The sequence below is a fragment of the Akkermansiaceae bacterium genome (genome assembly GCA_019634595.1).
In the GTDB taxonomy this organism is placed as follows: Bacteria; Verrucomicrobiota; Verrucomicrobiia; order Verrucomicrobiales; family Akkermansiaceae; genus Luteolibacter.
Genome location: JAHCBC010000001.1, coordinates 458,503 through 484,323 on the forward strand (window position 1 = coordinate 458,503; position 25,821 = coordinate 484,323).

General features: G+C 63.4%; 20 protein-coding genes. 9 read left to right on the top strand and 11 right to left on the bottom strand.

All coding sequences use genetic code 11. The features are described 5' to 3' along the window. Window positions 1–39: 39 nt before the first annotated feature. The 10 genes from mgtE to KF712_01925 all read right to left on the bottom strand — a co-directional run bounded on the left by mgtE (window position 40) and on the right by KF712_01925 (window position 17,571). Window positions 40–1,398, bottom strand: coding sequence for a magnesium transporter (mgtE, locus tag KF712_01880; GenBank protein MBX3739713.1), 1,359 nt, complete (start codon window positions 1,396–1,398; stop codon window positions 40–42). Between the two features lie 95 nt (window positions 1,399–1,493). Continuing rightward, entirely contained in the window at window positions 1,494–4,076 is a 2,583-nt protein-coding gene (locus tag KF712_01885) for a carbohydrate binding domain-containing protein (protein ID MBX3739714.1), read from the bottom strand. Between the two features lie 82 nt (window positions 4,077–4,158). Continuing rightward, window positions 4,159–6,312, bottom strand: coding sequence for an NAD-dependent DNA ligase LigA (ligA, locus tag KF712_01890; GenBank protein MBX3739715.1), 2,154 nt, complete (start codon window positions 6,310–6,312; stop codon window positions 4,159–4,161). 49 nt (window positions 6,313–6,361) lie between these two features. Beyond that, window positions 6,362–6,895: a L,D-transpeptidase gene (locus KF712_01895; GenBank protein ID MBX3739716.1), complete on the bottom strand. Its 534-nt coding sequence runs from the start codon at window positions 6,893–6,895 to the stop codon at window positions 6,362–6,364. Between the two features lie 80 nt (window positions 6,896–6,975). Beyond that, on the bottom strand, window positions 6,976–8,607 hold the full coding sequence (locus tag KF712_01900) for a fumarate hydratase (GenBank protein MBX3739717.1): 1,632 nt from the start codon (window positions 8,605–8,607) through the stop codon (window positions 6,976–6,978). Window positions 8,608–8,668: 61 nt separating this feature from the next. Continuing rightward, window positions 8,669–10,810 carry a glucans biosynthesis glucosyltransferase MdoH gene (mdoH, locus tag KF712_01905; GenBank protein MBX3739718.1) on the bottom strand — a complete coding sequence of 714 codons (2,142 nt, stop codon included), beginning with the start codon at window positions 10,808–10,810 and terminating at the stop codon, window positions 8,669–8,671. A gap of 4 nt (window positions 10,811–10,814) precedes the next feature. After that, complete coding sequence (locus KF712_01910) at window positions 10,815–11,402, bottom strand: hypothetical protein (GenBank protein ID MBX3739719.1); 588 nt, start codon at window positions 11,400–11,402, stop codon at window positions 10,815–10,817. After that, on the bottom strand, window positions 11,378–12,928 hold the full coding sequence (locus KF712_01915; protein MBX3739720.1) for a glucan biosynthesis protein: 1,551 nt from the start codon (window positions 12,926–12,928) through the stop codon (window positions 11,378–11,380). Before KF712_01915 ends, KF712_01910 begins: the two co-directional genes overlap by 25 nt. A 77-nt stretch (window positions 12,929–13,005) precedes the next feature. Further along, window positions 13,006–13,782: a class I SAM-dependent methyltransferase gene (locus tag KF712_01920; protein MBX3739721.1), complete on the bottom strand. Its 777-nt coding sequence runs from the start codon at window positions 13,780–13,782 to the stop codon at window positions 13,006–13,008. 165 nt (window positions 13,783–13,947) lie between these two features. Next, complete coding sequence (locus KF712_01925) at window positions 13,948–17,571, bottom strand: DUF1080 domain-containing protein (GenBank protein ID MBX3739722.1); 3,624 nt, start codon at window positions 17,569–17,571, stop codon at window positions 13,948–13,950. A gap of 254 nt (window positions 17,572–17,825) precedes the next feature. Between KF712_01925 and KF712_01930 the strand changes: the two genes are divergently transcribed. From KF712_01930 to KF712_01970, 9 genes are all read left to right on the top strand, one after another. After that, window positions 17,826–18,122 (top strand): antibiotic biosynthesis monooxygenase, encoded by a 297-nt coding sequence (locus KF712_01930; GenBank protein ID MBX3739723.1) that lies wholly within the window; start codon window positions 17,826–17,828, stop codon window positions 18,120–18,122. After that, window positions 18,122–18,532, top strand: coding sequence for a DUF3293 domain-containing protein (locus KF712_01935; GenBank protein MBX3739724.1), 411 nt, complete (start codon window positions 18,122–18,124; stop codon window positions 18,530–18,532). The genes KF712_01930 and KF712_01935 overlap by 1 nt, the downstream gene beginning before the upstream one ends. 53 nt (window positions 18,533–18,585) lie before the next feature. Next, window positions 18,586–19,527, top strand: coding sequence for an NAD(P)-dependent oxidoreductase (locus KF712_01940; GenBank protein ID MBX3739725.1), 942 nt, complete (start codon window positions 18,586–18,588; stop codon window positions 19,525–19,527). After that, window positions 19,524–20,252 carry an alpha/beta fold hydrolase gene (locus KF712_01945; protein MBX3739726.1) on the top strand — a complete coding sequence of 243 codons (729 nt, stop codon included), beginning with the start codon at window positions 19,524–19,526 and terminating at the stop codon, window positions 20,250–20,252. The genes KF712_01940 and KF712_01945 overlap by 4 nt, the downstream gene beginning before the upstream one ends. Window positions 20,253–20,359: 107 nt before the next feature. Beyond that, window positions 20,360–21,508 carry an ABC transporter substrate-binding protein gene (locus KF712_01950; GenBank protein MBX3739727.1) on the top strand — a complete coding sequence of 383 codons (1,149 nt, stop codon included), beginning with the start codon at window positions 20,360–20,362 and terminating at the stop codon, window positions 21,506–21,508. A gap of 64 nt (window positions 21,509–21,572) precedes the next feature. Next, on the top strand, window positions 21,573–22,484 hold the full coding sequence (locus KF712_01955; protein MBX3739728.1) for a branched-chain amino acid ABC transporter permease: 912 nt from the start codon (window positions 21,573–21,575) through the stop codon (window positions 22,482–22,484). Next, the gene (locus KF712_01960) at window positions 22,484–23,479 is read left to right on the top strand and encodes a branched-chain amino acid ABC transporter permease (protein MBX3739729.1); all 996 of its coding nucleotides are present in this window, start codon (window positions 22,484–22,486) and stop codon (window positions 23,477–23,479) included. The genes KF712_01955 and KF712_01960 overlap by 1 nt, the downstream gene beginning before the upstream one ends. Beyond that, window positions 23,476–24,270, top strand: coding sequence for an ABC transporter ATP-binding protein (locus KF712_01965; protein ID MBX3739730.1), 795 nt, complete (start codon window positions 23,476–23,478; stop codon window positions 24,268–24,270). Before KF712_01960 ends, KF712_01965 begins: the two co-directional genes overlap by 4 nt. After that, the gene (locus tag KF712_01970) at window positions 24,263–24,970 is read left to right on the top strand and encodes an ABC transporter ATP-binding protein (protein ID MBX3739731.1); all 708 of its coding nucleotides are present in this window, start codon (window positions 24,263–24,265) and stop codon (window positions 24,968–24,970) included. Before KF712_01965 ends, KF712_01970 begins: the two co-directional genes overlap by 8 nt. Before the next feature lie 32 nt (window positions 24,971–25,002). On the opposite strand, the gene KF712_01975 is transcribed toward KF712_01970, so the two are convergent. Next, entirely contained in the window at window positions 25,003–25,743 is a 741-nt protein-coding gene (locus KF712_01975) for a PEP-CTERM sorting domain-containing protein (GenBank protein ID MBX3739732.1), read from the bottom strand. Between the last annotated feature and the right edge of the window lie 78 nt (window positions 25,744–25,821).

Sequence of the window (25,821 nt, forward strand, 5' to 3'; positions counted from 1 at the left end):
GTTGACAAACCATTTCCGGCATCGGCCCGGAAGCACCGCTCACAGCCCCAGGATCGCCGCAGCCACGGTGAAGTAGATCAGCATCCCGGAGACGTCCACGGTGGACGCCAGCGAGGGTGCTGAAACCACCGCGGGGTCCAGCTTGATAGCACGGGCGCAGATGGGCAGCAGCGCACCCAGCACCGTGGCGGACAGCACCTGCACCGTGAGCGCGACGGAGACGGCGGCGGCGAGGTGCGGAAAGTCGAAATCGGCACCCGTTCCGCGCTGGAGATGGGGCAGGATGAAGGTGATGAACGCGGCGATGGCCACCGCGAGCGACAGACCGAGGAAGAAGCCGGTGCGGGTTTCCTTCCACGCCACACGGAGGGCGTTGCCGGTGCTGATCTCCCCCAGTGCCATCGACCGGATGACCATGGTGGCCGCCTGCCCGCCGGAGTTGCCGCCCGCGGCGACGACCATCGGCAGGAACAGCGAAAGCAGCTTCGCTTGGCCGAGGATATTGTTGAAACGGAACATCACGTAGCCGGACGCGATGGAGACGAACGCCAGGCCGACGAGCCAGGCGACACGGCGTTTATACTGCGTCGTGACCGTCGTGTTGAGGTAGGAAACCTCCGACTGCTCGCCGGAGATACCCGCGATCTTCTCAAGGTCTTCCGTGGACTCTTCCTGGACGATCTCGAGCGCGTCGTCATAGGTGATGACGCCGAGGAGATGATGGAATTCATCGACCACCGGCAGCACCACGAGGTCGTATTTGGAAAGCATGCGTGCCGCCTCTTCCTGGTCCGCGGTGGCGAGGATATACTCGTCCGCGTCCTGCATGATGTCATGGATGGGGGTGTCCCACGTGTTGAAGGCCAGATCGCGGAGGCGGATCTTTCCGACGAGGCGTCCCTGGTCATCGACGACGAAGATGCGGGAAAGCGTCTCCGCGCTCTCACGGTCGCGGCGCAGCACGGTGATGGCCTGCTTGACCGACATGTCCGCGGTGATCCGGCCGCAGTGGGTGGTCATCCGTCCGCCCGCCGTGTCTTCCTCATACTTGAGGAGGTTCTTCGTCAGCTCCTTGTCCCGGGGGCCGAGAAGGCTGAAAAAGCGAACCTGCGCCTCCTCGCTGACCACCTGGAAAACGTCCACCCGGTCGTCGTCGGAGAGGTTTCCGAGCAGCACCCGGAGCTGGGCCGGTTTGAAATGGTTGAGCGCACCCTCGATGAGGGGGTAGGGGAGTTCCGCGACGAGGTCGGTGGCAAGCTCCGGCCCGATGGTCTTCATCAGGAAGTCCCGGTCCTCGTCGTCCAGATCCTCGTAGATCTGCGCAAGGTCGGCGTAGTGGACGTCTCCGGCGGCGGCGAGAAGGGCGGAACCATCCCGCGCTTCGATCGCACGGATGATTTCGTCATTGGGATCCTGGTCGTCCTCCTCGGCCACGGGCGAAGCGTGGTGGGATGCCCGCCGCCCGGCAAGGAAAACGAAGTGACAGGTGGAACTTACGGTGGATTCACCTCGGTAACTCTGACCCTCAGGAAACCCGGATCGCCGAGGATGGGAATGGTCGCCTGACGGTGCTGGAAACTGCCGTCGGTGGAGGTTTCCCGGTCGGTGACGCCGTCCGTGCTCCAGTCCCGGAGATTGGCGGATCTTTCCACACTCATCTGGAGCCGCGGCCTGGAAAGATCCCGGCGGTAGCGGAGGATGAAATTTCCCTCCTCCCGGATCGGGATGCCGCCGTTGGCGTGGGTGGCCGGATCAGGGACCAACGGGTCCGTGCCGCGGGCATACTCCACCAGATTAGGCACTCCGTCGCCGTCCGTATCGCTCGCCGGTCCGGCAGGCAGGCCGGCGGCCTGGGCCCATAGGGCAAAGGATGGGGCCACCTCCACGGACAGTCCGGAAGTGGTGCTGTTTCCGCTCAGATCGCTGACCGTAACCAGCAGCTCATACGTTCCCGGTGTGGTGAAGGTGGCGGTCGTATGCTTCGCGGCGTTGGTCCCATTGGTGGAGAACGAAACCGGCCCCGGTGGAGCGCCGGCGACCGTCCAAGTGTAGGTGAGGTTTGCCTCCCCGTCATCATCATCCGCGAGGACGGTGAGAGGTGCCGTGGAGCTGGTCAGGGGGAGTGTCACGGAATTGGCTGCAGGCTGTGTGATCACCGGAGCCGTGACGAGATCCAGCACCGTGATCGACAGCGCGGGCAGGGTGAGGGAAATTTTGTTCGCCGCGATGGGGCAATCCGCCGCCGCTTCCCAGGTGGGCATGTAGTCGCCGGGGTGGGTGCCTTTCATCACCCGCCGCTTCGCGGATGCCGGGGCGGTGTAGTTCTTCAGATCCAGCACCGCTTCGCGGCTGGCGGTCTGCTTGTTGATGAGAAAGACCGTCATCCGGTTGGTGGCGGGATTCAGGCTCCCATGCACCAGCACGTCGGTCGTGCTGGCGGTGCTCAGAACCTTGTCCTGCAGATACTCACCCCAGATCGCCAGCACCCGCGCGCTGGCGAACAGGTCGTTGGTGGAACTCAACGCCGTCAGAGGACCGGGACGCCCGCCGGTGACGAGCTGGAAATCATCCACACACAGCACGCTGGTGCCGCCACCCTTCGCGACCCACAGCTCCACCTTGTCATAGTCCGGTCCGCTGCGGAACCGCCTCGTGTATTCCTTGTAGGTGCTGCCGGAGAAGTCCCACTGCAGGTTGCGGATGCGCGTGCCGTTCTTGTAAAAGCTGATGCCGCCGTTGCTCCACACCTCGTCATTGCTGATCTTCGCCCATGCGGTGAGGGTGAAGGTGCTGTCAGGCGGCACCAGCGCGGTGATATCCCGCCGCCGCCCGCCGGAGGTGCTGCCTGCCACACGCAGCGCCCGGCTACCGCTGCGGATATCTCCGGCGGTTGTGCTGGTGGTGGTGTTGCCTGCCGTGGCATCCGCGCTGATGGGCCAATCGTCCAGCCCGTTCTCGAACCCACCGTTGGACAGCAGGTTCGTCGTCCCCACCGGCAGTTGATAGACGTCGTTGTCCACCCACCGGGTGTTCCAGTACTGGACGGAGTCCACCTTCGGCATCTTCACGTGCCTGCCGATCTGCTCGAACAGGACGATCGCATGGCCGATGTCGTTGCCCGTATCCCAGGCCCCGGTGAAACTGTGCGCCCCCATCTCCGAAACAATGACCTTCAGCCGGTCCCGGTCCGCGACAGGCGCATGGGCATTGATCGCGGCGACCGCCATGTTCGCGCTGGCCGTGAGGTCTTTGGCATAGTTGCGGAAGCTGTCGTAGCCCAGGCCCCAGTCGCTGCCCGCGTAGTCATGCACATCCAGAAAGTCGATCTTCGCCGCCGCCCGTGACAGCACCGTCTGGAACCATCCGCTGGTCTTGCCCTGCGCACCGATCCTGATCGTCGGATCGACCGCCTTCATCGCGTTGGAAAAGTCGATCAGGTCCGTGGCATACTGGTTCGCTCCCGGATTCCCGTCGCTGTTGTAGTCCGTCTCGTTGCCGATCGCCCAGTATTTCACCCCGTAACCCTTGGTGATGTTGGAGTAGCGCACCCACTCCGCCGCGCTGGTGATGAGCTGTGCGCGTGTAGGGCGGGTGCCGTTGGTCGTCTGCGCCTTGTACATCGCATCGTAGCAGACGACGATCACCGCCTCCCCGCCGACGTTGCGGGTCAGCGTCATGAACTCATCGAAATCGAGCGGCTCTTTTCCCGGGATCCACGCGCCGTCATTGCTGGCGGTCAGCCCCCGGTCGTTGGCAGGCCATTCGCCGGGGCCGGTGCGGGCAAGCGTCGGCTTCGGCCCGTTCCATGGCGCGACCGACCACAGGTAGGAGTCGGACTTCTCCCCACCCGGGTAGCGGAGAAAGCGCACGCCCATCTCGCGGATCGCCGCCTCCGTGCTGCGCGGCGCACTTGGACGACGCCGGTCCGAGTCCATCAGGTAGTCCATGTTGATGCCGATGGGCTTCCGCGACGCATCCGCCAGCACGTTCGTCGCATTGATGGCGACGTATTCGACCGCAGCGGATGGCAATGGAAGGACCAGCGGCAGGAGGGCCGCGAGACTGAGGGCTTTCATGGAAGGTCGGCCGCCGCTCCGTGGGTTCAGCCGGAGCGTGGTAATGCTCCATTTCCCGGAATGTCCAGGTGTGACGGAAAAATCAGCCGAGCAGCCCTTCCAGATCCGTTTCCGAAATGATGGCCACCCCCAGCTTCTCCGCCTTGTCCCGCTTCGATCCGCCGCCTTCACCGGCCAGCACGTAGTGGGTCTTCGCGGAGACGGAGCCTGTGACCTTGCCTCCCTTGGACTCGATCAACGCCTTCATGTCGTCGCGATCCATGGTGAGCGTCCCGGTGATGACGAATGTCTTTCCGGCCAGCGGAAGGGAGGAAAGATCCGCAGCATCCAGGACGGGGAGATAGTTGTCGGAAACCGGATCGATCCCCAGATCTTTCAGCCGTTCGATGACATGGGTTCCCGCCTCCGACTGGAAGAAGGAGGTGATCGACGCGGAAACGCTTGGTCCCACATCTCCGGTGATGTTGTATTGGGAAAGGAAAGCATTCTGCTTCTTAGCCGTCGCCCGCGTGTCCTTCAGCAGTTCCGAGAGGATGTGGGACTCAGGGATGGCACTGAGCCTTTCGTGCAGGCGTGCCAGTTCCTTCGCCGCGGATTCGCCGAGATGGCGGATGCCCATGGCGAAAAGCCAGCGGTTGAGCGGCTTCGTGCGGGCAGCTTCGAGGGCAGCCAGCACCTTCGCGGCGTTCTTTTCCCCGAAGCGTCGCGGAGCCTCCTCGGTGCCCAGGTTGAGGTTGGCCAGCGTTTCCTCCGTCAGGTTGAACAGGTCCAGCGGCGTGCTGGCATGGCCATGGCGGACCAGCGCCTCCGCCACGATGCCGCCGAGTCCGTCGATGTCGAGGGCCTTGCGCGATGCGAAATGGGAGATGCGGGTGACAGCCTGCGCCGGGCACTGGAAGTTGACGCATCGCCAGGCCACGAAGCCTTCCTCCTGCTCGATGGGACCACCGCAGGAGGGACATTTTCCGGAGACGGCGGCGAAGAGATTGTAGGGAGCAGCACCCGGCTTGTGCGAAAGCACCCGGACCACTGCCGGGATGATTTCACCCGCTTTTTCGATCAGCACCGTCGCGCCGATGCGGATGTCCTTGCGGTCGATCTCGTCCTGATTGTGCAGGGTGGCGCGGGAAACCGTGGAGCCGGAAATGAGGACCGGGGTGAGATCCGCCACCGGGGTCAGCACTCCGGTGCGTCCCACCTGGATGAGGATGTCATTGATGACCGTCTCCTTCTGTTCCGGCAGGAACTTGTAGGCCGCCGCCCAGCGCGGGGCGCGGGAGGTGGTGCCGAGTTTCTCACGCTCGGACCGATCCCGCACCTTGATGACCGCGCCATCCGTTCCGTAGTCGAAATCGTGGCGTGCCTTCTCGATGGTGGCGACCGCCACCAACAGCTCCTCAAGGTTATCAGCACGTAGGTGCGGGTCATTCGACGGAAGACCCAGCGACCGCAGCAGCGAGATGAAGTCATCCTCGCTCGCCAATACCGGCCCCTCATAGGCACCCAATCCGTGCGCGATGAACCGCAGCGGCCGCTTCGCCGCGATCTTCGGATCCAGTTGCTTCAGCGTGCCTGCGGTCGAGTTGCGAGGGTTGGCGAAAACAGGCAGCCCGGCCTCATCCCTCTCTGCGTTCATCGCCGCGAACGCCGCGTTCGGCATGAAGATCTCCCCGCGAACCTCCAGCAAAGCCGGGGCGGAGGAGGGGAGGGAAAGGGGGGCACTGCGGATCGTCCGCACGTTGTGCGTGATGTCATCCCCGGTGGTGCCATCGCCCCGGGTGGCCGCGTATTTCAGTTTCCCGTTTTCGTAGAGTAGCGAAACGGCAACACCATCGATTTTCGGCTCCACGGTGACCGAAATGTCTTCCCTCCCGAGGTTCTTGCGCAGCCGGTTGTAGAAGGAAATGAGTTCGGCTTCCGGGATGGTGCTTTCATCTTCTTTCTTCAGTTCGAAGACATCATCGATGCTCAGCATCGGCACCCGGTGCTGGATCTGGACGAAGCCTGAAATAGGCTCGCCACCGACCCGCTGGGTGGGGGAGTCGGGGTTGGCGAACTCCGGGTGCGCCTTTTCCAGATCCTCCAGTTCCCGGAACAGCTTGTCATACTCCGCATCGGAGATTTCGGGAGCGGCTTGGGTGTAGTAGAGGAGATTGTGGCGGGAAAGCTCCGCGCCAAGATGCGCCATGCGCTTTTCTGGAGAGAAAGGGGAAAAGAGATCGTCCTGATCCGGCATGCCGCGAGTTTGGACAACCCTCCCGCAGGTTCAAGAGTAAGGGTGGCTCTTACTGGAATACCGGCTCCTTGTGCCGGTTGAAATAGCCGTCGCCCTTGTAGAAGCTGGCCGGGTAGTCCGGCAGCGGGCCGGAGTCGGGTGGCAGGGGCATGCGCCAGTGGGTTAGATCCTCGGTCTGGGCATAGGAAATTTCGACCGGAGTGCCGCGCTTCACCAGGCGGAAGAATTTCGGAGCCAGGTTCTCGTGCATGCGGATGCTGCCATCCGTGCAGGGATAGTGCTTCAGCCAGCCGGTATGGAAGCCCAGCTTTGGGGCGAATCCGCACCAATAGGGGGTGGGGGAGCCGTTCTTGGTCCGGCGTTTCTCCTGTTTGTCGGTGATCCGGAAATGCCCGCGCGGGGTGGGGGTGGAGGGCGTGCCGACGGAAACGGGCATGGCCAGCAGCATTTCCTGTCCCTCCATCACGTACGCGCGCTGGCGGCGGATGGAGATCTTCACCGTCACGTTGTCCGGGTTTCCGGGAAGTTTCGCCGGGCGGTCATAGTTCTGGTAGGCGGCCAGCCCTGTCCCCGGCTTCTGCATGATGGAGCAGGAGGGCAGCAACCCGGCGGTGAGGCCGAGAGCAAGCAACAGGAGGGATTTCCGGAGGTTCATGCGGTGTCTCAGCAAACGGGGCAGTTGTTGATCTGTTGGAAGAAGTCGTTCCCCTTGTTGTCCACCAGGATGAAGGCAGGGAAGTTTTCGACGGTGATTTTCCAGACCGCCTCCATACCCAGTTCCGGGAAGGCGACGACCTCCTGGCTCTTGATGTGGTCCTGTGCCAGCAGCGCGGCGGGACCACCGGCGGAGCCGAGGTAAAAGCCGCCGTGTTTCTTGCAGGCGTCCGTCACCTGCTTCGAGCGGTTGCCCTTCGCCAGCATGACCATGGAGCCGCCGTGTTCCTGGAACAGATCGACATAGCTGTCCATCCGGCCCGCGGTGGTGGGGCCGAAGGAACCGCTCGCCATGCCCGCGGGCGTCTTCGCCGGTCCGGCGTAGTAGACGGGGTATTTCTTGAAATAGTCCGGCAGTTCCCCGTCCGTTTCCAGGATCTCCTTGAGCTTCGCGTGGGCGATGTCCCGCGCGACGATGATGGTGCCGTTCAGGGAAAGCGCGGTGGTGACGGGGTATTTGGAAAGCGTCTCCAGGGTCTTCTCCATGCCCTCGTCGAGGTCGATGGTGACGCCCTTGAACTTCCAGTCGCGGTATTTCTCCGGAATGAAACGTCCGGGATTCTTCTCCAGCTTTTCGAGGAAGATGCCGTCCTTGGTGATCTTTGCCTTCGCCTGGCGGTCGGCGGAGCAGGAAACGCCAAGGCCGACGGGGCAGGAGGCACCGTGACGGGGCAGGCGGACGACCCGGACATCAAGCGCGAGGTATTTCCCGCCGAACTGCGCGCCGATGCCTACATTTCGAGCCAGTTCCAGCAGTTCCTTCTCCAGTTCGATGTCGCGGAAGGCGCGGCCATGCTCGTTGCCGGTGGTCGGCAGGGCGTCGTAGTATTTGGTCGAAGCCAGCTTCACCGTCTTCAGGCAGTTCTCGGCGGAGGTGCCGCCGATGACAAAGGCCATGTGGTAAGGCGGGCACGCGGCGGTGCCCAGCGACTTCATTTTCTCCACGCAGAACTCCTTCAGCCGCTTCGGGTTCAGCAGCGCCTTTGTTTCCTGGTAGAGGAAGGTCTTGTTGGCGGAGCCGCCACCCTTGCTGACGAAGAGGAATTTGTAGGACTCGCCCTTGGTCGCGTAGAGGTCGATCTGCGCGGGCAGGTTGGTCTTCGTGTTGACCTCCTCATACATGTCCAGCGGCGCGGTCTGGGAGTAGCGGAGGTTTTCCTTCGTGTAGGTCTGGTGGATGCCCTTCGAGAGAAATTCGGCGTCATCGCAGCCGGTCCAGACCTGCTGGCCTTTCTTGCCAACGATGGTGGCGGTACCGGTATCCTGGCAGGCGGGGAGGATGCCCTTCGCGGCGATTTCCGCGTTCTTCAGCAGCATCAGTGCAACCATCCGGTCGTTGTCCGTGGCCTCCGGATCATCCAGGATGGCGGCCACCTGCGCGAGGTGGGCCGGGCGGAGGGTGAAATTGACGGCCTTGATCGCCTCTGCCGCGAGGAGGGTCAGGGCCTGCGGGTCGATTTTGAGGATCGTCTTCCCGTCGAATTCCGCCGTGGAGACGAACTCCGTGGTGAGGAGTTCGTATTCCGTGGTGTCCGGACCGAGCGGGAATGGGTCCTGGTAGAAGAATGGTTTCTCGGCCATGGGTTGCTGCTGGCCCGATGTCTAGACGTGGAGCGGCACCGGGGCAAACGGGAATTGCGGCTCAGGCCTCCGTCGTGTGGCTGTCCAGCCGGCGGCGGTAGCTTTCCAGTGCCTGCGTCCAGACGGAGTGAATGCCTTCCGTGGAGCGCAGCCAGACGGAGCGGTGCATGTGGAGCATGGCGGGGGCGAGATACATCAACTCCGACATCTCGTTTTTCGAGAGGGCCGCGGGTCCTTCGCTCAGGCAGCGCTCGGCGAGGGCTTCCCCGGCCGGGGTCAGTTCGGAAAACTCCAGCAGGGAGACGTGCACGCCGTTCACGTAAGGGTCCACAATGGCTGCGACGACGCCTTGCCTGTGTTCAGCGGAGGAGTCCAGTGCCGGGTCGTAGGAGGACTTCGCGGCATCTGCAAGCAGGATGACGGACGGTGTGTCGATCTCCTCAGGGGTGGCGAGGATGTTGCTCCGCCGCAGCGCCTTGCCGTAGCGGGTGCGGCTGGTGATGACCGAAACCGGAATGGAAAGGACAAGGCCGAGCAGGATGGGGGACATCCACGCGGCGAAAGTGGGTGAAATCTTGAACGCGACAAAGCTCCACGCGATGCCCAGCACGGTGGGGAACAGATGCACCCGGAAGGCGTCCGCCCACGCGGTTCCGTCCGTTTCCCGGTTCTGGTTGCCCCAGCCGACCGCCCGGCCGAGGAAGATGCTCACCACCATCATGGTATGGGAGGCCATGATGCACGGGGCCAGCAGGATGGAGACGACGGTTTCCACGGTCAGTCCGGTGACCAGCGGGAAGAAACCACCGAACGAGCGGCGGATGCGCGGCACCAGGATGGCTCCGGTGACGGCCAGGATCTTCGGCAGGAACAGCAGCGTGAAGACGAAGATGGTGAGGATGATGCTCTGCTCCCCGCGGCCGATGTGCAGCCAGCGCTCCACGAAACTCTCGAAAGGCAGGGCGCTCAGGTCGCTGTTGGCACGCTCCCATGCCAGCCAGGTGCCGGTGAGCAGGAACAGGAACCAGACCGGGCTGCCCAGGTAGGCCATGATGCCCATGAAAAGGTGCATCCGCACGCTGAAGGGGAGGTTCCGCGCGAAGATCAGCCACATGTGCTGGAGGTTGCCCTGGCACCAGCGGCGGTCGCGGATGAGGTGGTCCACCAGCGTCGGCGGGGCTTCCTCGTAGGTTCCCTCGATGTCCCAGGCGAGCCAGACTTCCCAGCCCTGCGAAACCATCAGCGCGGCCTCCACGAAGTCGTGGCTCAGGATCTTCCCGCCGAAAGGCTCCTTGCCGGGCAGGTCGGGAAGCTCGCAGTAGTCGGAGAATGGCTTCAGGCGGATGAGCGCGTTGTGACCCCAGTAGCTGCCGCCGCCGAGCTGCCAGAAATTCAGGCCGCGGATGAACAGCGGGCCATAGAGCCGCATGGCGAACTGCTGCAGGCGGGTGAAGATGGAGTTGCCGCGGATGAGCTTCGGCGGGGTCTGGAGGATGCCGAGGCGCGGGTGCGCCTCCATCACGCGGGCCATTTTGAGGATGTCCGCGCCGTCCATCAGGCTGTCCGCGTCCAGCACGACCATGCCCTCATAGCCGCCACCCCAGGTGCGGACGAAGTCGCCGATGTTGCCGGCCTTCCGGTTCTCGTTCTTCTTCCGGCGGCGGTAGTAGATGCGGCCGAAGGCGTCCAGGTTCCGGCAGAGGTTCGTCCAGGCCGTTTCCTCCAGCACCCACAGGTCGAGGTCGCGGGTGTCGCTGAGGATGAAGAAATCGAACGACTCCAGGTGGCCGGTGGCCTCGATCGACCGGTAGATCGCCTCGATGCGCGCGCAGATCTTGTGGGAGTCCTCGTTGTAGATCGGCATGACCACCGCGAAGCGGCGGGAGAGCGGGCCGTCCATTCCATCGGCCAGCTTCGTGATGCGCACCGCCTGCCTGCGCCCCAGCAGCATGTCGATCGCGCCGAAAACGGCATGGAGCGAACCGAGGGTGAGGAGGCCGTTGAGGATGATGAAGATGCCGAGCAGGATCCCGTTCACCTTGTGGTAGCCGTCCCGGTAGAACAGGTCCGCCAGCCACAGGCTGGAGGCGGTGGTCACCACCAGCACCGTGCTGAAGAAGATGAAGCGCCGCACCGTGGTCTTGAAGCGGCCGTAGTAGCGCCGCTCAGTCTTGATGTCGGATGTGGGATCGTGGCCCTCCATGGATTCAGTAGGCGATGAGATAGATGATGCCCCCGATGGCGGCGAGGACGGTGAGGATGAACAGCTTCCGCAGGATCGGTCGGCGGTTCATCGTGTTCTGCCACTGGGCCGCGCCGGACCCCAGCGCGTTGAGTTCCAGCGGGGCGGGGATCATCGTCAGCTCCGCGAACTGCGGACCGGCGGCAAGGTAGGATTTCCGCATGGATTCGACGAATTCCGGAGGCCATGGCGGCGGGGTGAGGAAGACGCCCTGCCACTTGCCGGGCATGCCCGCCAGCAACAGCGCGAGGCGGCCCCGTGCGGCAAGGCGGCGGTTTTCCAGCGGCTCATCCAGCACGTCCTGGGTCCAGTTGGCGATTTCAGCCAATGCTTCCTCCATCGCGAGAAAACGTGGCGTCTTTCCCGGTTCGTTGGCGGCACGGGCGGACGCGCGCCAGAGGATACCGCGGACCAGTTCCGCGGCGAGCAGGCGGTTGCGGATGCGGAGCGCCTGCAGATAGGCCTCCACCGCGGCGTAGGCCTGTTCCCATTCGTCCAGCTCGTTCTCGGTGAGCGGACGGAACGGTTCTAGGGATTGATTCGATAGACCCATGTCTCGGTGAGGAACTCGGATTCGCCGCGGCGGAGGGAACAGCGCAGTTCCACCTGACCGACATCGGCGAGTTTGCCACCTTCGGCGGCGGGAGAGACCTGAAAGCCCACACGCCAGCGGTTTTCCGGCAGTTTCTGGACGGCCACGCCGGAGATTTTGATCTTTTCAGAGTTGGGACCCACACCCTGGACCAGTGCCTGGAGCGGTTTTTCATCCGGTTTCTCGAGATTCGGCCCGGCGAATTCCACGGCGATGGTGCGCTGCTCCGGCTGCCAGTCGTGCAGCCCGGTGCGGGTGGCGATCACCCGGCCACCTGCCATGGAGGGGTCTTCCGCCACGGTCCAGTGCTGCTTGTAGGAGAACTCCACGCGGTCACCGGCCTTCGGGGTTTCCTTCGGCTCCCAGAGTGCGACGACGTTGTCGGCAAGCTCGTTGGTCGTCGGGATCTCCATCAGCATCACGCGGCCGGCACCCCAGTCGGAGGTCGGTTCGATCCAAAGGGACGGGCGCATGTGGTAGTTCGCCTCCGCATCCTCATAGGCGCTGAAACGGCGGTCGCGCTGGAGCAGGCCGAAGCCCTCGCATTTGTCCATTTCGAAGAAGCTGAACTCGAGCTTGTTCGTGTCGTTGGTGATCGGCCGCCACAGACGCTCGCCGGTGCTCATCCGGATGGAGAGGCCGTCGGAGTCATGGACCTCCGGGCGGAAGTCATCGAAGCGGCGGCGGGAGTTCTCCCCGAACCAATACATCGAGGACATCGGGGCGATGCCCAGGCGCTTCACCTCCTTGCGGGCGAAAAGAACGGCGGTGACACTGATGGTGGTGTCCTCTCCCGGCTCGATCTTGAAGGAATACGCTCCCGTGTAGGAGGGACCGTCCAGCACGGCGTAGGCGGTGGCGGACTTGTCATTCGCGTCCGGCTTGCGCAGCCAGAATTCCCTGAACTGGGGGAACTCTTCTTTCACTCCCTCCGAGCCGGTATCCACGGCGATGCCGCGTGCGGAGATGCCGTAGCGCTGGTTTTTCCCCAGTGCGCGCCAGTAGCTGGCACCTTGGAAAACGGCCAGCTCGTCGAAGTATTCGTTGTTGAGGGGGGCGTGGAGGCGGAAGCCCGCGAAACCGCCGTCAGCGGGCAGGTCGCCGTGTTTTTTCACCAGCGGGCCGTAGTTGAAGAAGGCCTCCGCCAGGCGGATGCGCTGGGTGTGGGTCGCGGTGAACTCGTTCAGCCGCACCGGCTCATTATAGATGTAGCCGGGGTGGAACAGCATCGCGCGGAAAGGGAGCTTGTCGCCCGCCCACAGCGCCTGGTCCGGGTTGAAGCGGATGTCCCGGTACTGGTCGTAGGTCAGGTTCTTCATCCAGTCGGGCAGTCCGGCCTTGTCCGGCGCCACGTAGGGCTTGTTCGCGAGATCTTTCGCCCGGCTCTCGATGGAGGGGAAGGTCACATCCTCGCGTTCCCAGGTCTGGGAAAAAGCGGATTGGGTGAGGACGGTGAGGGTGGATAACAGAACGAGAGTCCGTGGCACGGCGTTGTTCATAGGGAGAAACTGTTTGGAAAGTCAACGAGGCCGATGGTGCTGGGCATTGAATTTTGCAGAAAACTTCAGGTCCGCCCGGCGACGGCGTGGAAGGTCAGGATGCCGTCGGATTCGTCGATCTCCGTCCCGGTGGCGGGACGGGAGGGGTCGAAGTCCACGAAGGTTTCCGTGACTTCGAAACCGGAGGCGGAGAGGAGTTCGTGCAGTTGTCCGGGAGTGAACCATCGCAGGATCTGGCGGGATTCGTGGAAGTCGGCCGGGGAGTCGGCGAAGTAGTAGCGGTGCCGCCGGTCCAATATTTGTTTTTCCGGGTCGATCCGGTGCAGGGTGTCCAGTTTCGCGGTCCGGCCATCGGCGAGGGCGGCCTCATGGTCCGGATGCCAGACATTCTCCTCCATTTCTCCCTCCAACTCCGCGAAGGGGATGAAAATGGTCAGGTAAAGCCCGCCGCCGTCCTCCAGCAGGGTGCGCCAGTGGCGGAGGGTGGCAGCGGGATCCTCCGCGAGCTGGAAGGTGAAGGCGGGAACCAGCAATGAGCGGTAGGTTTTTTCCGGTTTCCAGTCCGTCATGTCCCCCCGGTGGACCACCACCTGTTCGCCCGCCAGTTCCGCTGTTTCGTGGCACAGGCGGATCATGTCATCGGAAAGCTCCAGTCCCTCAACCTCCGGGTGGTCCGCCAGCAGCGGCAGCAGCAACCTGCCGGAGCCTGAGCCCATCTCCAGCGCCCGCCCGGGGTGGGAGGCGAGGAACCGCTCCATCAGGGAAACCTCCGTCGCATCATCATCCTCCGCCCAGAAGGCGTCATGGAACTCGGCTTCCAGGGAGACGTAAGGTTGCGGCATCCGTGCGATGTATCAGGAACCGCTTCCGCCGCAAGGGGTAAGGAGGGAGGACACTCCTGTCCTCCGGCGGCATTGGCGAACTACAGAAGATCTACCGCAAAGACGCAAAGGTAGCAAAGAGGCGCGGAGGGTTATTTACTCCTCAAAGCCCCCTGGTGGAGAGGGTTACCTCTTCAACTCTTCCGCCGTCCAGAAGGTGGTCCTTCCCGCGTGTTTGGCGCGGACCTCCTTCACCTGCCCACTGGTCACGGCGGGCGCCTGGTTGCCGAACTGTCCGCGGATGTAGGTGAGGATGTCCGCGGTCTGCTGGTCATCCAGTCCCATCGGCGGCATCGGGATGGGGGTGGTGGTTCCGAACTCCTTCCCATTCACGTTGATGGGGCCGGTGAGGCCGTGCAGGAGAATGCGGATTGGAATGGAGACATCCTCCGTGCCGACCCACTCGTTCGGGGTGAGCGGGGGATAGACTCCGGGCAGTCCCTTGCCGTCAGGCTGGTGGCAGTTCAGGCAGAGGGATTCGTAGATCTGCTTTCCGGGATGCGCGGCTTCCTTCCGGTCACCGGAGAGCTGGCGGAGATAGGCGGTCTGCCCGTCGGGCAGCTTCAGGGTTCCGGCGGCCAAGGCAGGCTCCCACAGCGGGCGGAGCTTTTTCGCCGCTTGCTTCACCGCGTAGTCGATGTGGCGGTCGCGGGGATGATCCAGCGCTTTGAGCGGGCCTTTCACCAACTGCGGATCATTCGCCGCCGCTGCGCAGGCGACGATGGCTTCCAAGCGGATCCGCGCGTCATCATGGGAACAGAGTCGGATGAGGGAGGGCACCGCATCCTTGTGCTTGGTGGTCCAGTCGCCGAGCAGGCGCGCGCCATAAGCGGTGACGAGCGGGTTTTCCGAATCAAGTAGCTGGCGGAGGATGCCGGCGTCATATTGGTCATGGGCTTGGTAAAGCGAGGCTGCTTCCAGCAGGAGGTGGTCCGCCTGCGGGTCCTGGCGGGTGGTCTTGATGAACTTCGCGGCGGCGGGCAGCACTTCGGCGGCGGGCTTTTCCCCCAGCAGGCGGCGCACCTGATAGCGGGTCCAGCGTTCCGGTGAGCGGAACTGTTCCAGCAGTTCCGGGATGGACATCCCGGAAAGGTCCGGCTGCTTCACCGGGGGGAGGGCCTTTGCTGAGATGCGCCAGATCCGCCCATGCACGCGGTCGCGCCGCGGGTCCGCGTAGCTGGCCTGGTAGTGGCCGATCACCGGGTTCAGCCAATCCGCCAGATAGATCCCGCCATCCGGGCCGATGCCGACATCCACCGGGCGGAAGGAATCGTCCGCGGATTTCAGCAGGCGTGGCAGTTGCTTGCTGGTGAAGCCGGACGCATCCTCCGTCAGCCGGTGGAGTTCCACCACGGAGCCAAAGTAGCCGCCGATGAGGGCGGTGCCCTGGAGATCCTGCGGCAGCGCCTTGGTCCCGATGATGTCCAGCGCGGTGGTCTTCGGGCTGCTCTCGAAAAGGCTGGCCACGGAATGGTAGTCATCCGGGTCCGGGATATCGATCAGGCCGGGCAGGGAGAAGTAGCCGTGGGGACGGTCGCCGGATTTGTGGAACGGGCGGAACCAGTCGTCGAAAACTACGCCCCAGCAGTTGTGTCCGGCCGCACCGCCATTGAAATACGGCGTGAGCTTCAGCGTGCGCGGGCTGAATTTCCACACGCCCGCCTTGTCCAGCCGGGCGATGCCATGCGGTGTCTCCACCCGGGAGAAGGCATGCAGTCCCTGTGTGAACCACAGGCAGCCGTCCGGACCACGGCTGATGGAATTGACGAGCTGGTGGGTGTCCCCGATGCCGAAGCCGCTCAGAAGAACTTTGGTTTCATCCGCCTTCCCATCGCCGTCGGTATCCCGGAGGTGGAGGATCTGGTCGAAATCGCAGACATAAAGCCCTCCGTCGCCGGGTTCCACTCCCTGGACCATGGTCAGGCCTTCGGCGAAACGGTGGGACTTGTCCGCCCTGCCATCACCATCTGTATCCTCCAGCATGAGGATGTAGTCGGTGGGACGCTGGCCGGGGAGGGTGTGGGGATAGGTGGGGGAGCAGGCGACATACAGGCGGCCCTTCTCATCCCAGGAAAACTGGACCGGCTTTGAGACGCCCAGCTTCTCATCCGCGAAGAGGTTGATCTGGTAACCATCGGCGAGCGTGAACTTCGCCATCTGTTCCTCCGGTGTGAGGGGTGGCACCGTCTCCACGGCAGGAGGTGCAGGGATGGGGGACGGGGCGGGGAGAGGAGCACCGCTGGCGGTGGCATGGATCTCCGCATCGCGCGCGGCGATGAGCGGCTTGAGCGACTCAAAGGCGGTGCGGAGCGACGGCGCGTCCGTCGAGGATTTGCCGAACGGCCACTGCACACGGTCGCCATAGACGAAGGACCAGTTCGCCGGACGCCAGCAGTCGAACCACAGGCGGTTCTTTTCCACGATGAGCGCGTTCAACTGCGGGTTCACCAGATGGTCGAGGGCGCCGAGCTGGCCGCTTACGGTGTGGGCCACGGTTTCCAGCCCCTTGTCCGTGAGATGGACGCCATTTTCGGTGAGTCGGCCCTGGCCGGTGGAGAGAGGGGTGAAAAGGTCCACGAAGATCGCACCACGTTGTTCAGCAATGCCGCGGATGGCATCCGTGTAGGCCTTCAGGTCCTTGTTCCGTTGGGAAAGATCCGGTGCCAGAGGAAGGAGCGGCTTTTCAAATGGTGTGGGGGAAAGCAGGACGAGGCGCGGCGTGACGGGGGCGAACTGGTCCAGCAGGCGGTGGTAGGCGGCGGTGAACTGTGGGAGCTTCTCCACTCCATCCAGCGCTTCCATCTGGCCGAACTGGAGGATGGCGGCGGTCGCGCCCGCCGCGCGGAGCTGGCTTTCCCAGGAACCGAAGTTCAGGTCCCGCCACTGTTCATAGACCGTATCCGCTTCCCATGCCATGGAGCGGAAGACGGGCTTCTTCGCGGCATGGACCGTGGTGAGCGCGGCTTCCAGCGTGCCCGATTTCTGCTCCCGGGCGAGGTTGGTCTGGCCGGCGAAGATGATGACCTCATTCTCCGCCGGCTCGAACTTTCCCGGCGTCCATGGCGAGGGCTTTCCCCCGGCCAACGCCGGATCCCCGAAGCGTTCCATGATCCGCCCCTGATCAGGAGGGAGATCATCCGGAAGGGCGTCCAGCATCAGGTTCCGGAAGGAGATGACCGCCTTGCAGTCGCCATGGATCTGCAGGCCGATCTTTCCGCTAAGGGGGATCTGCGGATCCTTCTCCGTGTAGGAAATGGTTTCCGTGCCGTTGACGAAAAGGCGGATGCGGTCGCCCTCCGCGCGGATCTCGTAGCGGTTCCACTCGCCGGGCTTCTCCAGCGTGGCGACCAGCTTTTCGTCCGCGGTGGCGAGGTTCTTTTTCCTGCGCGATTCATCGTAGAGAGAGCCGGTGTATTTCGGCCCGCCGATGTCCGCTTGGTAGCCGATCATTTCGTTCGGCGGATTGTCGATGCGCTGGCTGTGGAACTGGACTCCGCCGTTGATGAAGCCCTCCGTGCCGGTGAGTTTGTATTCGAAGCTGAGGACGAAGTTCCTGTAGTCCTTCTTTGTGACCAGGAACTCGTTCTTCGGGTTTCCCTCCATGGAGCCGCCGGTGATCGCTCCATCCTCCACCCGCCAGACCCCTGCGGTGCCTTCCCATCCTTCCAGGGTTTTGCCGTCGAAGATGGCGGCGGGAGCCGCATGAAGCGCGGCGGGGAGTGCGAGGAGGAAAAGGAAACTGCGGGGCATCGAGCCGGATACGCGGAAGCATCGGCGCGGATTTCAGGGAAAGTAAGGAGGGCGGACACTCCTGTCCGCCGGCTGCAACCGGAACCCATAGCAAAAGAATCGCGGAAAAGATCCACCCTTTTCCGCATCCGCCAATGCCGACGGTGGACAAGAATGGGAGCGAAGCGGATATAATGGCTTTGCCGCAATGTCCGCCCTCCTTACCCATAGATGAAGCTTGCCGCTCCAAGGCGTCATCCCACAGAGTGCCGGCGATGATTTCCCTATTGATCACCGTCGAGGTGAACCCGGAGCGGGTGGATGATTTCGCGCGCTTCATCACGGAGGAGGCCGCGGACTGCGTGGCCAAGGAACCCGGTTGCCGCCAGTTCACCGTCTCCCGCAGCGTGGACCAGCCGAACGTCTTCACGCTCGCGGAGTTCTACGACGACATGGCCGCACTGGAAGCCCACCGCCTCACCCCGCACTTCATCCTGTTCCAGGAGCGGGTGAAGGAATTCGACCTCGTCGTCGGCAAATCGGTCGTGCTGGGCGAAGTGATCCATGCCTGATGGAGGATCTGCGCGAAAAATATCCCGGCTATTTCGGAGCGAAGCTGGATGCCTCACCGCCGCCCGGCGGCTATCCACCGGAGTTCTGGGTGATCACCGCCTGCGATCCGATGGGCGACGAACTGGATCCGCAGCAGAACCAGGAAAGGACGGCTCGTTTCGAGGCGGAGCTATCTTTGGCGGATATGGCTCATTTTCCGGTGACGGGCTACGATCCGCGTCCGGAGGGAACCCACCGCGAACCGGGATTCGGTATCGTTTGTGATGACCGCGAGGCCCTGCGATTGGGCCGAACATGGGGACAGGTGGCGGTTTTCCACATCGTGGATGGAGAGGTGTGGCTCGTCTTCTGTGCCGGGGAGGAACGCTTCCACCTGCGGACGTGGGAGGAAATGGCGGGAGGTAACTGATATGACTTATCAGCCCTTGGTAGGGCAATTTTCGCGCAAAAACTTCCGGTTGCATGAAACCTCGTGACCCGACACATTCCGCACCGATGAAAGATTCCCGTATCGGATTTGTTGGGGTGGGGCGGATGGGGGCGAACATGGCCCGCCGTCTGGCGGATCTGGGCTACAAGATCTCCGCGGTGTATGACCGCCATGGCCCTTCGGCCCAGGCGCTGGCGATCGAGTTGGGTGCCACCGCTGCGGAGACCTTGGCGGATGTGAGCGCGGCGAGCGACGTCATTTTCACCGTCGTGACGGATGATGCGGCCATGCACGGCATTTTCACCGGGGATGGCTCGCTGCTTTCCGTGCCGGTGGCCGGAAAGCTTTTCATCAACTGCGCCACCGTCAGCCCGGCCTCGCATGAGGAAGCTGCCGCGGCGGCGAAAGCCGGGGGCGCGGATACGCTCGCGGCCAGCATGGCCTCCAGCATCACCCAGGCACGGCAGGGCACGCTCTATCTCATGATTGGTGGCGAACAGGCCGTTTTCGACCGGGCCAAGGAACTGTTGGAAGATATATCATCTTCCCTGAAATATGTCGGTGCGGCCGGTAACTCCGCGAAGGTGAAGGCGCTGGTGAACATGGTCATGAACATCAACACCGCCGGCCTCGCGGAAGGGCTGGGACTCGGTGTGGCGCTGGGACTGGATCCCGCCGTGCTGAAGGAGATATTCTCCCAGACGGGCGCGAATTCCCGCGTGCTGGAGACGGACGGAGATGATATGATTTCCCGGGAGCACGATTGCTTTTTCTCCGCCGCCCACGCGGCGAAGGACAGTGGCATTGCGAATGCTCTGGCCCACTCCGTGAACATCGGCGTGCCACTCTCCGAAGCGACCCAGGCCCAATACCAGCGCCTCATCGACCTGGGGCTGGGCGAGCTGGACAAATCCGGCGTGGCGGAACTGACCTTCCCGGACCGGGGCGGCGCGAACCTCAACCAAAAAGCATGACCACCAGCGAAATCCGCAACTCCGCCGGCGAGCGGATCGATGTCTCCTATCATCCCGGCCAGAAGCTCGGCTCGCTGGTCATCCTGGGCCACGGGGTGACGGGAAACAAGGACCGCCCGCTGCTGGTGGCGGTGGCCGAAGGGCTGGCGAAACGCGGCTGGGCGTGCCTCCGCATCTCTTACACGGGCAACGGCGAGTCGGGCGGCAGCTTCGCGGATTCCTGCATCACGAAGGAAGTGGGGGACCTGCAGTCGGTCATCCGCAGCGTGCCGCAGGAGGTGAACGTCGCCTACATCGGCCACAGCATGGGCGGCGCCGTGGGGGTGATGACCGCTTCCCGGGACGCCCGCATCCGCGTGCTGGTCTCGCTGGCGGGCATGACCCATACGGCGGACTTCGCCAAGAGGGAGTTCGGCGACGTCACACCGGGGCAAGGGGACATGTGGGAGGAACCGGAGCATCCGCTTTCGGAAACCTACTGGAATGACCTCACCTCCATTGGCAGCACGCTGGAGGCGGCCGCCCAGGTGATCCAGCCATGGTTGCTGGTCCACGGGGATGCGGACGATCTGGTGCCGATCCAGGATGGCGAGGACGCGTTCGCCGCCGCAAACTGTGAGAAGCAATGGCTTCCCATCGCGGGAGCGGGCCATGTTTTCGATGAGTCCACCTATCCCGTGATCGTGGAAGCGGTGGATGCCTGGCTGCGGAAGCATCTCGGTTAGGAAAAAGCGGGGTTCATTTACAGGGTACGAATTCTGCTTTGCTGTTGCGCTCGCCGGGACGGTTTCCCTAGACTCCCCCGCGAACCATAAGCCGCAGAATTTTTCCTATGAAACCCCGTACCTTCCTCGCGCTCACCGCCGCCACCGTCGTGTCTGCCGCCACCCTCGGCCTCACCGGATGCAAATCCGGGGGCGGGGATACCATCAAGATCGGCGAATTCGCCTCGCTGACGGGCAAGGAGGCCACCTTCGGTACCTCCTCCCATGAGGGGACCGTGCTGGCCATCGAGGAGATCAACGCCGCGGGCGGCGTGCTCGGCAAGCAGATCGAACTGATCACGGAGGACAACCAGACGAAGGCAGGGGAAACCTCCAACGCGGTGAACAAGCTGATCTCGAAGGACGGCGTGGTGGCCATTATCGGTGAAGTGGCATCCAGCCGTTCCATGGAGGCCGCGCCGATCTGCCAGGATAACAAGATCCCGATGATCACCCCGGCTTCCACGAACCCGACGGTGACCCAGGAGGGGGACTATGTTTTCCGCGTCTGCTTCACGGACACCTTCCAGGGGGCCGCGCTGGCGAACTTCGCCAAAGGCACCCTCAATGCGAACAAGGTGGCCGTCCTCACCGACGTGACCAGCGACTACAGCAAGGGTCTGGCGAAAAGCTTCAAGGAGAAATACACCTCCAGCGGTGGCACGCTGGGCATCGAGCTGGACTTCAACGGCGGTGACAAGGATTTCAAGGGCCAGCTCACCGCGATCAAGTCGGACAACCCGGACGCCATTTTCCTCCCCGGCTACTACAATGACGTGGCCCTCATCTGCCGCCAGGCGAAGGATCTTGGCATCACCACCCCCATCTTCGGCGGGGACGGCTGGGAGAGCGAGGCGCTCCTCAGCATCGGCAAGGAAGCGATGAACGGAAACTACTTCTCCACCCACTGCTCCGTCGAGCAGGGCACCCCGGAGATGGTCGCCTTCGTCGATGCCTATAAGAAAAAATACAACGGCAAAACCCCGGACGCCATGGCCGTGCTCGGCTATGACGCAGCGAAGGTGATGGCGGACGCCATCCAGCGCGCGGGTTCCGCGGACAGCGCGAAGATCCGAGACGCGATCGCCGCCACCAAGGACTTCAACGGTGCCAGCGGCAGGTTCTCCCTCAACGAGAACCGGGATGCGGTGAAGGCGCTCGTCTTCATCAAGATCGAGAACGGCAAGTTCAACTACACCGCCACCGTCAATCCGTGACCGGCGGGGATCATCCGAAGCCCGAATTTCCCGACCGACCGAGCATTCCGATCATCCGCCGACATTGGACCATCTCTTTCAGCAACTGATCAACGGCCTCGGTCTCGGGGCGATCTACGCCCTCATCGCCCTCGGTTACACGATGGTCTATGGCGTGCTGCGTTTCATCAACTTCGCCCACGCGGACGTGCTGATGCTGGGGGCGTTCTCCGCCTTCTATCTGGCACCCGCGGTGGAGAGGATGATGGGCGGCACATCCGCGGTGGGCGTGATCCTCGTCTTTGTCGCCGCCGCCGCCATCTGCGCGGCCATCGGCATCACCATCGAGCGTCTGGCCTACCGGCCCCTGCGGAACCGGCCTCGCCTCACGGTGCTCATCACCGCCATCGGCGTCTCCCTGTTCATCGAGTTCACCGGCCAGCACAAGAGCGTCTTCGGAGCCTCCCCGCAGCCGTTCCCGAGGATGATCCCGGAGAAGACCTTCCATTTCGGCAATGTCATCGTCTCCGGAAATGACCTGCTCATGATCGGCGTGACCATCGCCCTGTTGGCCGGCATGTGGTTCATCGTCCAGCGCACCCGGGTGGGCACCGCCATGCGCGCCGTCTCCCACAGCCAGCAGGCCGCGCTGCTGATGGGCGTGCCGGTGAACCGGATCATTTCCTTCACCTTCGGCCTCGGTTCCGCACTGGCCGCCATCGCCGGCATCCTCTACTCGATCAAGGCGCCGGGCATCGAGCCGCTCATGGGCGTGCAGCCCGGTCTGCGGGCGTTCATCGCCGCGGTGCTGGGTGGTATCGGCAACCTGCCGGGAGCCGTGCTGGGCGGTGTGATCATCGGCCTGCTGGAGACTTTCGCGGGGGGCATCCCCGGCCTGTCCAACTACCGGGACGCCATCGCCTTCGGCATCCTGATCCTGATCCTCCTTTTCAAACCCGCCGGTCTGCTGGGCCGGTCCACCGTTGAGAAAGTCTGATGCCTTTTCCCGGAGCAAAACGCTGGCTGTTCATCGGCATCGTCCTGTCGATCATCGCATCTTACCTGGCCCCGCAATTCAACCGCTACTACCTGGGGGTGTGGACGGACGTGGGCATCGCCATCATCCTGGCCACCAGTCTCAATCTCATCAATGGCTACACCGGCCAGTTCAGCCTGGGACACGCGGGCTTCATGGCGGTGGGGGGATATTTCTCCGCCTGGCTGTCACTGAAGGCAGGAGGTGCCATCGTCGGGGAGTTCTGGTTTTTCCCGCTGGCCCTCATCGCGGGCGGCCTGTTCGCGGCGGCGGTCGGACTTCTGGTGGGTGTGCCGTCGCTCCGCCTGCGCGGGGACTACCTGGCGATCGTGACGCTGGGCTTCGGCGAGATCATCCGCGTGGTTGCCCAGAACACCCAGGCGGTGGGTGCCGCGAGCGGTCTGAAAGGCATCCCTAAGCTCACCACCCTCGGCTGGACCTTCGGTCTGGCGGCGGTAACCATCTACGCCGTCACGGCCCTGGTGCACTCCACCTACGGACGGGGCTTCGTCGCCGTCTGCGATGACGAGATCGCCGCCGAGTCGAACGGAGTGAACACCACCCGCACGAAAGTCACCGCGTTCGTCACCGGGGCCTTCTTCGCGGGCATCGCGGGTGGTCTCTATGCCCATCACAAGCAGTTCCTCTCGCCGGTCGGTTTCGGCTGGCTGAAGTCCATCGACATCGTGGTCATGGTCATCCTCGGCGGTGCGCTGGGGGAACTGATCGAGGGAAGCCTCAGGGTCTTCTATGGCCGCGTGCCGCTCAAGGGGCTGTGGTCCACGCTGGGAATCGTTTCCTCCGCCGCCCTCCTCACCTGGCTGCCGGAGCTGCTCCGGGAGTTCTCCGAATACCGGATGATCGTGTATGCGCTGCTCATCATCCTGCTCATGCTGCTGAGCCCGGCGTGGCTGTTCTCACGCATCAAACTCCGCCGCGAAACCAAACTGTCATGAGCGCGTCGCTTCTCGAACTCGAAAAGGCCACCATCCGCTTCGGCGGCCTGACGGCCGTGAGCGAGCTTTCCCTGACCGTGCGTGAGGGGGAGTTGGTGGGCCTCATCGGCCCGAACGGGGCGGGGAAGACCACCGCTTTCAACATGATCACGGGCGTCTATCAGCCCACCTCCGGGACCATCCGTCTGGAAGGCCGCTGCACCCGCGGGGTGAAGCCCAGCAAGCTGGCGGACCTCGGCATCGCCCGGACCTTCCAGAACATCCGCCTCTTCAAGTCGCTCAGCGTCATCGACAACATCCGCGTCGCCGCCCGCCTGCACAATCCCCAGGGCTACTTCGGCGCGCTCTGGCGCGGCAAGGGCTGGAAGAAGTGCGAGGCGGAAACCGAACAGCACGCGCTCGAGCTGCTGGAAATCTTCAAGCTCGCCCGCTTCCGCGATGAGGAGGCGACCTCGCTGCCCTACGGCGACCAGCGCCGCCTGGAGATCGTCCGCGCGCTTGCCACCAGGCCGAAACTCCTCCTTCTGGACGAACCCGCCGCCGGCATGAACCCGTCCGAGAAGGACGATCTCATGCACCTCATCCATTTCATCAAGGAACGCTACAACCTGGCCGTCCTGCTCGTGGAGCATGACATGAAGGTCGTCATGGGCATCTGCCAGCGCATCGCCGTCCTCGAATACGGCCGCAAGATCGCCGAAGGCACCCCGAAGGAAATCCAGTGCCACCCGAAGGTCATCGAAGCGTACCTCGGCGCAGCCGCCACCCCCATCGAAGCCGCCCATGCTTGAGGTAGACAATCTCCACGTTTCCTACGGTGCCATCAAGGCCCTCCATGGCGTGAGCCTGAAGGTCGAGAAAGGCAGCATCGTCACGCTCATTGGTGCGAATGGAGCGGGGAAGTCCACGACCCTGCGCGCACTCTCCGGACTCGTGAAGCCGGCTGCGGGGAGCATCCGCTATGACGGGCACGAAATTTCCCGCCTCCCGGCGAACAAGGTGGTGGCGGATGGCCTCTGCCATGTGCCGGAGGGACGGATGATTTTCTCGAACCTCACGGTGGCGGAGAACCTGAAGCTGGGGGCCTATCTCCAGCGGGACAAAAAATGGATCTCGGACCAGACCGACTACGTCTTCGGATTGTTCCCGCGCCTGAAAGAACGTGCGTCCCAGGCGGCGGGTACCTTGTCCGGCGGGGAGCAGCAGATGCTGGCCATCGGCCGGGCGCTCCTTTCCAGGCCGAAGTTCCTCATGCTGGACGAGCCGTCACTCGGCATCGCCCCGCTGCTGGTGAAGACGATTTTCGAACGGATCGTGGAGATCAACCGCGAGCAGGGACTGACCATCCTGCTGGTGGAGCAGAACGCGAACCTCGCGCTGGACGTTTCCAGCTACGGCTATGTGCTGGAAACCGGAAAAATCCTCCTCGAAGGACCGAGCGCGGAACTGAAGGCGAATCCACAGGTGCAGGAGGCGTACCTCGGCGCCTGATCCGGGTTGCCGGCGGACTCCGGTTTTTCCGGTCAGCGGCGGCGGCGCAGCCCTGCGAGGCCGATGAATCCGATGGCGAACAGGGCCACGGATGGCTCCGGGACCGCATTGATGGCGACGCTATCGAAGCTCACGCTGTAGGGCGTCACGTTGGTTGAGCCCGTGTTGTTCCTGTTGCGGAAGCCGAAGAACTCGCCCGTTGGCACGCTGCCGCTGGCGAACGTGGTGGAATGGTTGGTGGTGGTGCTGCCCTGGGTGGCGGACAAGGTGAGCGTCAGGGAGTCATCGCCATTGTAGATGCCTGTGACGGAAAGACTTACGGCACCCAGGGTGGAGATTTCCAGGAATCTGACCGGGGAGGCGAGGGAAATGTCGGTCCCGGTGGGGGTGCCTGCGCTGAACGGGCGGAAGCGCAGGGTTCCGTTGTTGAACAGATCCGCCAGGATGAACGTGGAGGTGTTCACGTTGGAGCTGCTGGAGAGGACGGCGAAGCCTACGGAGGTGGACGAGCCGGAGGCGGCGGTGATCACCGTGGAAATGCTGAAGGACTGCTTGGTGGTGCCGCCGAGGCCCGTCACCTGTGCGACGGAGTATGAAGGTGCGTCCGTGGGGATGTTGTTGGTATATCGCCCGCTTCCCACGGACCAGGTGCCGGTTCCTCCCGCGGTGAAATCCGAAGCGGAGGAGCCGAAATCGTTGGCATAGGGAAGGTTGACCGCCGCGTAGGTCGCATGACAGGAGGCGAGGAGAGCGATCACCAAGGGCAGTTTCATGGCCTCTGGAGTAGTCATTCCGTGGAGGAGGGAGCAAGATTATTCGTCCAGGCGGGGTTTCCTCAGCAGGATTGATCC

Coding starts and splice junctions, on each gene's coding strand:
- KF712_01885 (MBX3739714.1), bottom strand. CDS start 4,076: ATGAAAGCCCTCAGTCTCGCGGCCCTCCTGCCGCTGGTCCTTCCATTG.
- ligA (MBX3739715.1), bottom strand. CDS start 6,312: ATGCCGGATCAGGACGATCTCTTTTCCCCTTTCTCTCCAGAAAAGCGC.
- KF712_01895 (MBX3739716.1), bottom strand. CDS start 6,895: ATGCAGAAGCCGGGGACAGGGCTGGCCGCCTACCAGAACTATGACCGC.
- KF712_01900 (MBX3739717.1), bottom strand. CDS start 8,607: ATGGCCGAGAAACCATTCTTCTACCAGGACCCATTCCCGCTCGGTCCG.
- mdoH (MBX3739718.1), bottom strand. CDS start 10,810: ATGGAGGGCCACGATCCCACATCCGACATCAAGACTGAGCGGCGCTAC.
- KF712_01910 (MBX3739719.1), bottom strand. CDS start 11,402: ATGGGTCTATCGAATCAATCCCTAGAACCGTTCCGTCCGCTCACCGAG.
- KF712_01920 (MBX3739721.1), bottom strand. CDS start 13,782: ATGCCGCAACCTTACGTCTCCCTGGAAGCCGAGTTCCATGACGCCTTC.
- KF712_01925 (MBX3739722.1), bottom strand. CDS start 17,571: ATGCCCCGCAGTTTCCTTTTCCTCCTCGCACTCCCCGCCGCGCTTCAT.
- KF712_01930 (MBX3739723.1), top strand. CDS start 17,826: ATGATTTCCCTATTGATCACCGTCGAGGTGAACCCGGAGCGGGTGGAT.
- KF712_01935 (MBX3739724.1), top strand. CDS start 18,122: ATGGAGGATCTGCGCGAAAAATATCCCGGCTATTTCGGAGCGAAGCTG.
- KF712_01940 (MBX3739725.1), top strand. CDS start 18,586: ATGAAACCTCGTGACCCGACACATTCCGCACCGATGAAAGATTCCCGT.
- KF712_01945 (MBX3739726.1), top strand. CDS start 19,524: ATGACCACCAGCGAAATCCGCAACTCCGCCGGCGAGCGGATCGATGTC.
- KF712_01950 (MBX3739727.1), top strand. CDS start 20,360: ATGAAACCCCGTACCTTCCTCGCGCTCACCGCCGCCACCGTCGTGTCT.
- KF712_01960 (MBX3739729.1), top strand. CDS start 22,484: ATGCCTTTTCCCGGAGCAAAACGCTGGCTGTTCATCGGCATCGTCCTG.
- KF712_01965 (MBX3739730.1), top strand. CDS start 23,476: ATGAGCGCGTCGCTTCTCGAACTCGAAAAGGCCACCATCCGCTTCGGC.
- KF712_01970 (MBX3739731.1), top strand. CDS start 24,263: ATGCTTGAGGTAGACAATCTCCACGTTTCCTACGGTGCCATCAAGGCC.
- KF712_01975 (MBX3739732.1), bottom strand. CDS start 25,743: ATGAAACTGCCCTTGGTGATCGCTCTCCTCGCCTCCTGTCATGCGACC.